This window comes from Pseudomonas sp. 2VD (genome assembly GCF_005503585.1).
Lineage (GTDB): Bacteria > Pseudomonadota > Gammaproteobacteria > Pseudomonadales > Pseudomonadaceae > Pseudomonas > Pseudomonas aeruginosa.
This window is the reverse complement of the sequence record NZ_SCND01000236.1, coordinates 1-9,536: the sequence shown is the minus strand read 5'-3', so window position 1 is coordinate 9,536 and position 9,536 is coordinate 1. Positions and strand designations below refer to the sequence as shown.

Annotated in this window: 8 protein-coding genes; 4 read left to right on the top strand and 4 right to left on the bottom strand. The window is 67.2% G+C overall.

Translation table 11 applies throughout. From position 1 onward, the window contains the following. The 3 genes from FFS27_RS22120 to FFS27_RS22110 all read right to left on the bottom strand — a co-directional run. Nucleotides 1–469, bottom strand: a 469-nt coding sequence (locus FFS27_RS22120) for an SPOR domain-containing protein (protein ID WP_137952214.1), incomplete at its 3' end; no start/stop codon positions are given. A gap of 34 nt (nucleotides 470–503) precedes the next feature. Next, nucleotides 504–2,267 (bottom strand): arginine--tRNA ligase, encoded by a 1,764-nt coding sequence (gene argS / locus FFS27_RS22115; RefSeq protein WP_003135774.1) that lies wholly within the window; start codon nucleotides 2,265–2,267, stop codon nucleotides 504–506. Between the two features lie 248 nt (nucleotides 2,268–2,515). Then, nucleotides 2,516–4,735, bottom strand: coding sequence for a primosomal protein N' (locus FFS27_RS22110; protein WP_003095847.1), 2,220 nt, complete (start codon nucleotides 4,733–4,735; stop codon nucleotides 2,516–2,518). Nucleotides 4,736–4,910: 175 nt separating this feature from the next. Between FFS27_RS22110 and rpmE the strand changes: the two genes are divergently transcribed. From rpmE to FFS27_RS22090, 4 genes are all read left to right on the top strand, one after another. After that, nucleotides 4,911–5,126: a 50S ribosomal protein L31 gene (gene rpmE, locus FFS27_RS22105; protein WP_003095846.1), complete on the top strand. Its 216-nt coding sequence runs from the start codon at nucleotides 4,911–4,913 to the stop codon at nucleotides 5,124–5,126. A 74-nt stretch (nucleotides 5,127–5,200) separates the two neighbouring features. Further along, the gene (locus FFS27_RS22100) at nucleotides 5,201–5,953 is read left to right on the top strand and encodes a thermonuclease family protein (protein ID WP_020750880.1); all 753 of its coding nucleotides are present in this window, start codon (nucleotides 5,201–5,203) and stop codon (nucleotides 5,951–5,953) included. Beyond that, nucleotides 5,950–7,389 carry a M48 family metalloprotease gene (locus FFS27_RS22095; RefSeq protein WP_021263516.1) on the top strand — a complete coding sequence of 480 codons (1,440 nt, stop codon included), beginning with the start codon at nucleotides 5,950–5,952 and terminating at the stop codon, nucleotides 7,387–7,389. Before FFS27_RS22100 ends, FFS27_RS22095 begins: the two co-directional genes overlap by 4 nt. A gap of 102 nt (nucleotides 7,390–7,491) precedes the next feature. Then, entirely contained in the window at nucleotides 7,492–8,760 is a 1,269-nt protein-coding gene (locus FFS27_RS22090) for a malic enzyme (RefSeq protein WP_003095842.1), read from the top strand. Nucleotides 8,761–8,855: 95 nt separating this feature from the next. On the opposite strand, the gene FFS27_RS22085 is transcribed toward FFS27_RS22090, so the two are convergent. Further along, nucleotides 8,856–9,536 (bottom strand): penicillin-binding transpeptidase domain-containing protein (locus FFS27_RS22085; RefSeq protein WP_247599206.1); only part of this gene is annotated, 681 nt, incomplete at its 5' end.

Below are 9,536 nucleotides of genomic sequence, written 5' to 3'. Positions count from 1 at the left end.
GGAAGAACTGCGTGCTGGCGGCGACCACCGCTTTCGGCAGCGGCGGTGGCACCTGCCCGGCGAGTGCGGCCTTGGCCCGCGCTTCGTCGGCCTTGGCCAGCTCGGCGGGGGTGGGCGGCGGCGGGGCCTTCTCCGGTACCGCTTCCGGCGGCACCACGACCTCGGACTCCGGCAGCAGGGTGTAGAACTCGTACTTCGGCTTGGCCTGGGCCGGCGTCTGCGTTTGCGCGGGCTGCTGGGCCTGGCCGTTCTGCTGCGGCTGCTTGCCCTGCACGGCGGCCGGGCGCTGGGCGTCCGGGCGTTCGCGCTGGACGTCCTTGCGCCCGGGTTCGAGCTTCATCAGGAACATGATGAAGCCGCCGATGGCCAGGCCGGCGACCAGCCAGACCCAGCCGGGAACGCCGTTCTTCGCGGCGGGCGCCTGGTAGCGGCTGGCGCCGCGCTTGGGGGCGGGTTTCTTCTTTGCCATGGGGGTTCCCGGACTCCTGTTCGGGCGGGTTCGATTACATGCGTTCCAGAGTCTTCAGACCGAGCAGCTCCAGGCCCTGTTCCAGGGTACGGCCGGTCAGCGCGGCGAGACGCAGGCGGCTGTCCTTCTGCGCCGGGTCCTCGGCGGTGAGGATCGGGCAGTGCTCGTAGAAACTGGAGAACAGCCCGGCCAACTCGTACAGGTAGGCGCAGAGCAGGTGCGGCACGCCCTTGAGCGCGACGTTGTTGATCAGGTCGCCGAACTGCGCCAGTTGTGCGGCCAGGGCCAGCTCCTGGGGCTGCTCGAGGACGATCTTCCCGCCCAGTTGCTCGCGGCCCTGGCCGAGCTTGCGGAAGACGCTGGCCACGCGGGTGCAGGCGTAGAGCAGGTAGGGTGCGGTGTTGCCTTCGAAGCTGAGCATCAGTTCGAAGTTGAAGCTGTAGTCGCTGGTGCGGTGCTTGGACAGGTCGGCGTACTTCACCGAGTCGATCCCCACCACCCGGCCGATCTCGCGCAGCTGGACCTCGTCGAACGGCTCCTCGCCACGCTCGGCGCGCTGCTCGTTGCGTTCCTTGACCAGCGCATAGGCGCGGCTCTCGGCCTCTTCCAGCAGGTCGATCAGCTTCACCGTACCGCCGTCGCGGGTCTTGAACGGACGGCCGTCGGCGCCGTTCATGGTACCGAAGCCCATGTGCTCCAGCTCCATGCCGGCCGGAACGAAACCGGCGCGCCGCGCCACTTCGAAGACCTGCTGGAAGTGCAGGGCCTGGCGCTGGTCGACGAAGTACAGCACGCGGTCGGCGTGCAGCACGTTGTGCCGATAACGCATGGCGGCGAGGTCGGTGGTGGCGTAGAGGTAGCCGCCGCCGGCCTTCTGCACGATCACCGGGAGCGGATTGCCCTCGGCGTTCCTGAACTCTTCGAGGAAGACGCACAACGCGCCGTTGTCTTCGGTGAGCAGGCCCTTGGCGGTCAGGTCGGCGACCACCTGGGCTAGGTCGTCGTTGTAGGCGCTCTCGCCCATGACGTCGGCCATGCTCAGCTTCACGCCGAGACGGTCGTAGACCTTCTGGCAGTGCGACAGGGAAATCTCGTTGAAGCGGGTCCACAGGCGCAGGCAGTCGGGGTCGCCGGCCTGCAGCTTGACCACCAGTTCGCGGGCGCGGTCGGCGAATTCGGGAGACTCGTCGAAGCGTTTCTTCGCCGCGCGGTAGAAGACCTCCAGGTCGTGCAGCTCGGCCTCGGCGTCGACCGGTTGCTCTTCCAGGTAGGCGAGCAGCATGCCGAACTGGGTGCCCCAGTCGCCGACGTGGTTCTGCCGGATCACCGTGTCGCCGAGGAACTCGAGGACGCGCGCGACGGCGTCGCCGATGATGGTCGAGCGCAGGTGGCCGACGTGCATTTCCTTGGCCAGGTTCGGCGAGGACAGGTCGATCACCACGCGCTGCGCCGGGCCCGCCTTGCGCACGCCGAGACGTTCGTCGGCGAGGGCGCGGTCGAGGCTGGCGGCGAGCCAGACGTGATCCTGGAAGAAGTTGAGGAAGCCGGGGCCGGCGATCTCCACCTTGGCCAGTTGCTCGTGGGCGGGGATTGCCTCGACCAGCCTGGCGGCCAGGTCGCGCGGCTTCATCCCGGCCGGCTTGGCCAGCATCATGGCGATGTTGCTGGCGAAATCGCCGTGGCTACGGTCCTTGGTGTTCTCCACCTGGATGTCCGGGGTCAGGCCGGCGGGCAGGGTGCCGTCCGCGGTCAGTTGGTCGAGGGCTTGCTGGATCAGCTGGCGAATCGTGTCTTTCATCGTTCTCTCCGTGCTCGCGGGCAGAGGGGCGGCGCGCGACGGTCGGGCAGGGGAAGGGCCGGCGGATGCGGCGCTCCGAAGTTCACTCCCCGCGATGTGCGCGGGGTGGCCGGTCGAGGCTCAGAACCGCGCATTATCCGTGGGCGGACAGGCGTTGCCAACCGTTGCGGCGATTAGCCGACAGTTTGCGCCGGACATCGCGGATTCCGGCTGACCCCAGTCAAGCGGGGCGTCTTCCAGGAAGGCGCTCAGAACAGGTCGATCGGATCGATATCGAGCGACCAGCGCACCTGGCGCCCGCCGGGCAACTGTTCGAGGCTCTGCAGCCAGGGCGTCAGCAGGCGATGCAGCGGCGCCCGGCTCATGCACTGCAGCAGCAGTTGCGCGCGGTGCTTGCCGGCACGCCGCTCCATGGGCGCGGGCACCGGCCCGAGCAGTTCCACCTCCGGCCCGCCCATCTGCTCGAGCAATTGCTCGGCGGCACTGCAGGCGCTGTCGAGGAAGGCTTCCGCCTGGCCCGGCTTGTGCGCTTCGGCGCGCAGCAGGGCGAGGTGGGCGAAGGGCGGCAGGCCGGCGGCGCGGCGTTCGCTGAGGGCCTGTTCGGCAAAGGCGAAGTAGCCGTCCTCGGTGAGCTGGACCAGCAGCGGGTGATCGGCCAGGTGGGTCTGGATCAGTACCCGCCCGGGCTCCTCGGCGCGTCCTGCGCGGCCGGCGACCTGGACGATCTGCTGGGCCATGCGTTCGCTGGCGCGGAAGTCGGCGGAAAACAGGCCGCCATCGGCATCGAGGATCGCCACCAGGGTGACCCGTGGGAAGTGGTGCCCCTTGGCGAGCATCTGGGTGCCGACCAGGATGCATGGCTCACCGCTGTTGATGGTGGCGAAGAGGTCGCGCATGGCGTGCTTGCGCGAGGTGCTGTCGCGGTCGATGCGCAGCACCGGATGGTTCGGGAAGAGAATCCGCAGGCGTTCCTCGGCGCGCTCGGTGCCGGCGCCTAGCGGACGCAGGTCGAGCTTGCCGCATTGCGGGCAGTTCATCGGCGGCCGCTGGCGGTGGTCGCAGTGGTGGCAGCGCAACTCGCCGCTGCCCTGGTGCACGGTCATCCGCGCGTCGCAGCGCGGGCATTGGCTGATCCAGCCGCAGTCGTGGCAAAGCAGGGTCGGAGCGAAGCCGCGGCGGTTGAGGAACACCAGGACCTGCTGGCCGGCCGCCAGGGTATCGCCGATGGCCTGTTGCAGCGGGCGGGAAAGGCCGGCGTCGAGCGGCATGCTCTTCACGTCGAGGCGGATGAACTTCGGCGGGTGCGCGCCACCGGCGCGCTGGGTCAGGCGCAGCAGGCCGTAGCGGCCGGCCTGGGCGTTGTGCAGGCTTTCCAGGGCGGGCGTGGCCGAACCGAGCAGGATCGGCACGTTCTCCAGGCGCGCGCGTACCAGTGCCAGGTCGCGGGCGTGGTAGCGCAGGCCGTCCTGCTGTTTATAAGAGGCGTCGTGTTCCTCGTCGACGATGATCAGTCCCGGCCGCTTCAGCGGCGTGAACAGTGCCGAGCGGGTGCCGATGACGATGTCGGCCTCGCCATCCCGGGCGGCGAGCCAGGCATCGAGGCGCTCGCGGTCGGTCAGGGCCGAATGCAGCAGGGCGATGCGCGCGTTGAAGCGGCGTTCGAAACGCGCCAGGGTCTGCGGGCCCAGGTTGATCTCGGGAATCAGCACCAGGGCCTGGCGGCCTGCGGCCAGGGTTTCGCGGATCAGTTGCAGGTAGACCTCGGTCTTGCCGCTGCCGGTGACCCCGGCCAGCAGGAAGCAATGGAAACCGCCGTGGCTGGCGCGAACCGCCTCGAAGGCGGCGCGCTGCTCGGGGTTCAGCGGCAACTCCGCCTGGGCCAGCCAGCCGCCTTCGCGCGGCGGGGTGCTGTGGCGCCGCACCTCCAGTTCGACCAGGCCTTTTTCCTTGAGCAGGTCGAGGCTGTCCTTGTTTATTTCCAGTTGGTTCAGCAACTCATGGGAAACCCCGTGCGGATGCTGCTTGAGAATCGCCAGGGCCTGGCGCTGGCGCGGCGCCCGGGCCAGGCGCGGATCGTCGAGGCTGGATTGCGCGGTGGCATGCCAGAAGCGCTGCTGGCGCGCCTCGGCCGGCTCGCCCTGGCGCAACAGGTTGGGCAGCGCCCAGGACAGGGTGTCGCCGAGGCTGTGCTGGTAGTACTGGGCGGTCCAGCGACAGAGTTCGAGCAGGTGCGCCGGCATCGGCGGCTTGGCGTCGAGTACCCTGAGGGCAGGCTTGAGCTTGTCTTCGGGTACTTCGGAACGGTCCGTCACCTCTATCAGAACGCCAACCAGCTCCCGGCGCCCGAACGGCAGCAGCAGGCGAATCCCCGGCTGTAGGGCGCTGCGCGGAATGCCGCGGGGCGCGCGGTAGTCGAACAGGCGGCGGAGTGGCGAAGGCAGGGCTAGGCGTAGGATCAGGTCTGACACTCAGCGGCTTCCGGGGATGAAGGAAACGAGGACTGGGCCGGCGATGTTAGCAGACGACCGGCGGGCGGGGTCGCTTGCATAGATGAATCGGTCTGGTATGATCCACGCCCTTAATTACGTGCGGTGCCTGGTAAACGCGCTGGGTGGCGGCACACAACGCCTCGAGGATTGAATCATGAAAGCGGACATCCATCCGACTTACGAAGCTATCGAAGCTACCTGCAGCTGCGGTAACGTCATCAAGACCCGTTCCACCCTGTGCAAGCCGATCCACCTGGACGTGTGCTCCGAATGCCACCCGTTCTACACCGGCAAGCAGAAGGTGCTGGACACCGGCGGCCGTATCGACCGCTTCAAGCAGCGTTTCGGCGTATTCGGCGCCACCAAGTAAGCCGCTTGCCGCGAACGCGCGCAATGCTACTTGTCGCTGTACCGAGAAAGGCGTCCCTGGTGGGCGCCTTTTTCATGTCCGTGGTTTCCGCCTTCGCCGGTGCGGCGGAGGCCTGCCGGCCTACCGGTGCCTTGCAGAACGTCGAGGTGGCGCGGGTGGTGGACGGCGATACCGTGCGCCTGCGCGATGGCCGCAGCGTGCGGCTGATCGGTATCAATGCGCCTGAACTGGCGCACAACGGCCGCACCACCGAGCCCTTCGCCGAAGCCGCGAAGCAGCGGCTGCAGGCGCTGGTATCGGCCAGCGACGGGCGTCTCGCCCTGCAGCCGGGCCGCCAGCCCCGCGATCACTATGGGCGGACCCTGGCGCACCTGTTCGATGCCAGCGGCGCCAACCTCGAGGCGCGCCTGCTCGGCGAGGGCCTGGGCTACCTGGTGGCGGTCGCGCCGAACACCGAGCTGACGGCCTGTCAGCAAGCGGCGGAACGTGCCGCGCGTTCGGCTAATCTGGGTGTATGGAAGCGTTCGCCGGTGCTTTCGCTCGATCGACTGGCGCAGAGCGGCTTCGCCGTGGTCCGCGGGCGGGTGCTCGAGGTCGAACGCAACCGGGGCGGTATCTGGCTGGAGATGGACGGTCCGCTGGTCCTGCGGATCGAGCCGAAGGTGCTCAAGGCGTTCGATGCGAAACGGGTGATGCAGATGGCGGGACGTTCGCTGGAAGTGCGTGGCTGGGTGGTCGATCGTTCCCGCCGTGGCGCTGTGCCGGCCGGCAAGGCGCGCTGGCAGATGTCGGTGACCGATCCGGCGATGCTGGAATGGTTGCCATGAAGGCCGCCTGGCTCCTGCTGCTGTTACTGGGAGTCGGCGCGCTGGGCGGCTGCGCGGTGAACCCGGCCACCGGCAAGAGCGATTTCGTGATGATGAGCGAGCAGCAGGAACTCGGCATGGGCGCTCGCTACAACCAGGAAATCCTCAAGCAGTTCCCCCGCTACAACGATGAAAAGCTCCAGGCCTACGTGCAGCGGGTAGGCGAGCGGGTCGCCCGCAGCAGCCACCGCAGCAACCTGCAATATCATTTCACCGTCATCGATTCGCCGGACATCAACGCCTTCGCCCTGCCGGGCGGCTACATCTATATCCATCGCGGACTGATCGCCTACCTTGGCTCCGAGGCCGAACTGGCCGCGGTGCTCGGTCATGAGGTCGGCCATGTCACGGCGCGCCACAGCGTGCGCCAGCAGAGTCAGGCCAGCGCCTGGAACATCCTTGGCCAGGCGGTGGCGATCGGCACCGGGGTCGGCGCCGCCGGCGACCTGGCCAACGTGCTCGGCACGGCCTTCGTCCGCGGCTACGGGCGTGACATGGAACTGGAGGCCGATGGTCTCGGCGCCCAGTACCTGGCCCGCGCCGGCTACGATCCGACGGCGATGATCCAGGTGGTGCGGGTGCTGAAGAACCAGGAGGACTTCGCTCGCGAAGAGGCCGCGCGTAATGGCCAGGCGGTACAGGCCGGCGGCTACCACGGGTTGTTCGATACCCATCCGGACAACGACCGGCGCCTGCAGGAAGTGGTCGGCCCGGCCCGGCAGCTGGCCAACGGACAGCAGGAAGTGGGGCGCGAGGTCTTTCTTCGCCATCTGGAAGGCATGCCGTTCGGCGACTCGGCATCGGCCGGGGTGCGTCGCGGGCAGAACTTCTACCATGCCGAGCTGGACTTCACCCTGAGCTATCCGGCGGGCTGGAAGATCCTCAACCAGCCCAGCGCCCTGCTTGGCTATCCGGCGGACGAGCAGTCGTTCATCGGCATGAAGCTGGTGCCCCATGATTCCCGCCTGACGCCCGCGGAGTTCCTGCGCAAGAACGCCGGGCAACGGCTGGCCCAGGAAGAGTCGCTGAAGCAGGCCGGGCTGAACGGCTACACGGCGGTGGTGCCAGGCAACCCGGCGCGACGGGTTGCTGTGATCTACCAGGGCGACCGCGCCTACCTGTTCGTCGGCGTGGTCAAGGTCGGTTCCCTGGAGACCCAGGACGACCGCTTCCTCAGCGTGATCCGCAGCTTCCGTCCGCTGCGCGACAAGGAGCGGGCCCTGGCGCAGCCGCGACGCCTGCATCTGGTGCAGGTCAAGGCGGGGCAGACGCTGGAGCAATTGGCGGCTGGCGGCGAGGGGTCATTGAGTGACTCCGTGGCTCGTCTGCGTCTGCTGAATGACCTTTATCCGAGCGGTGAACCCCGTCCGGGCGATTGGCTTAAAGTCGTACGCTAGAGGTCTTGACAGCCGGGTCCTGACGATCTTGTGGGGCGTCGTCTTCTTGCGTATGCTCGGTCGCCCCGTCTGTCCAACAAGCAATAAAGCGGAAGTGCCCAAATGTCCGATCTTAAAACCGCTGCCCTCGAATATCACGCACAACCCCGTCCGGGAAAACTGAGTGTCGAGCTGACCAAACCCACCGCTACCGCCCGGGACCTGTCCCTGGCCTACAGCCCGGGTGTCGCCGAGCCGGTGCGTGAAATCGCCCGCGATGCCGAGCTGGCCTACCAGTACACCGGCAAGGGCAACCTGGTGGCAGTGATTTCCGACGGCACCGCGATTCTCGGCCTGGGTAACCTCGGCCCGCTGGCCTCCAAGCCGGTGATGGAAGGCAAGGGTGTGCTGTTCAAGCGCTTCGCCGGCATCGACGTGTTCGACATCGAGGTCGACGCCGAGAGCCCGCAGGCTTTCATCGATACCGTCAAGCGTATTTCCATCACCTTCGGCGGTATCAACCTCGAGGACATCAAGGCTCCCGAGTGTTTCGAGATCGAGCGCGCGCTGATCGAACAGTGCGACATCCCGGTGTTCCACGATGACCAGCACGGCACCGCCATCGTTACCGCGGCGGGCATGCTCAACGCGCTGGAACTGGCCGGGAAGAAGCTGGAAGAAGCGAAGATCGTCTGCCTCGGCGCCGGCGCTGCCGCCATCTCCTGCATGAAGCTGCTGGTGAGCATGGGCGCCAAGGTCGAGAACATCTACATGATCGACCGCAAGGGCGTGATCCACGCCGGTCGCGACGATCTGAACCAGTACAAGTCGGTGTTCGCCACCGAGACCGACAAGCGTACCCTGGCCGACGCCCTGGAGGGCGCCGACGTGTTCGTCGGCCTGTCCGGCGCCAACCTGCTGGAGCCGGAAGACCTCAAGCGCATGGCGCCGAACCCGATCGTGTTCGCCTGCTCGAACCCGGACCCGGAGATCAAGCCGGAACTGGCCCATGCCACCCGCAACGACGTGATCATGGCTACCGGACGTTCCGACTATCCGAACCAGGTCAACAACGTGCTCGGTTTCCCCTTCATCTTCCGCGGTGCCCTGGACGTACGTGCCACGCGCATCAACGAAGAGATGAAGATCGCCGCCGCCCTGGCCCTGCGCGACCTGGCCAAGCAGCCGGTCCCGGAGGACGTCTGCGCCGCCTATGGCGTGGACAAGCTGGAATTCGGCCGCGAGTACATCATTCCGAAGCCGATGGACAAGCGCCTGATCACCGTGGTCTCCGATGCCGTGGCCAAGGCTGCCATCGAGACCGGCGTGGCTACCCTGCCGTATCCGAAGAACTATCCGCTGAAATCGGTGGACGAAGTCTTCAACGGCTGATCGATCCGCCGGATAAAAAGAAACCCCGCCTTGGCGGGGTTTCTTTTTGCCTGCGCCTCGCGTTCCGTCGTCGTCAACGAAGCGCAGGCGCCGGTTCAGAACAGGTCGATCGGCGCGCCTTCGTCATCCGGCAGCGGGCTGCCAGGGAAGCTGCCCGGCGGCAGTTCGTTGACCGAGGGCGGGGTGTCCTCGTTCTTGAACATCTCGAAATAGGCGCCGGGAGTGCCCGGCGCGGCCGAACGGCCGGTCACCGGGTCGATGCGCAGGCTGACGATGCCTGGCGGCTCGGCCATGGTGTGCATCGGCTTGTCCTTGAGGGCGAAGCCCATGTACCTGATCCAGATCGGCAGCGCGACGGTACCGCCGTACTCGCGGCGACCCAGGGTCTCCGGCTGGTCGAAGCCAACCCAGACGCTGGTCACGTAGTCGGAGTTGTAGCCGGAGAACCAGCCATCCTTGGAATCGTTGGTGGTGCCGGTCTTGCCGGCCAGGTCGGTGCGCTTCAGCGCCAGGGCGCGGCGCCCGGTACCGCGCTTGATCACGTCCTGCAGCATGCTGGTCATGATATAGGCGGTACGGGCATCGATGATCCGTTCGGCCGGGGTCGGCTCGAAGGTGGTCTGGGCCTTGGCGGCGACTTGCTGGGCTTCGATCGAACCTTCGCCTTCGGCGCTCTCCGGATGCTCGGGGTCGCCAGGATTCCCGGCGTCTTCCGCATCCGGCGCAGCGACCTGTTCTTCCACCGGTACGCGGGGCGGATTGGCCTGGTACAGCAC

Excerpts from the sequence above, each read along its gene's own strand:
- argS (WP_003135774.1), bottom strand. The coding sequence starts at position 2,267 with ATGAAAGACACGATTCGCCAGCTGATCCAGCAAGCCCTCGACCAACTG.
- rpmE (WP_003095846.1), top strand. The coding sequence starts at position 4,911 with ATGAAAGCGGACATCCATCCGACTTACGAAGCTATCGAAGCTACCTGC.
- FFS27_RS22100 (WP_020750880.1), top strand. The coding sequence starts at position 5,201 with ATGTCCGTGGTTTCCGCCTTCGCCGGTGCGGCGGAGGCCTGCCGGCCT.
- FFS27_RS22095 (WP_021263516.1), top strand. The coding sequence starts at position 5,950 with ATGAAGGCCGCCTGGCTCCTGCTGCTGTTACTGGGAGTCGGCGCGCTG.
- FFS27_RS22090 (WP_003095842.1), top strand. The coding sequence starts at position 7,492 with ATGTCCGATCTTAAAACCGCTGCCCTCGAATATCACGCACAACCCCGT.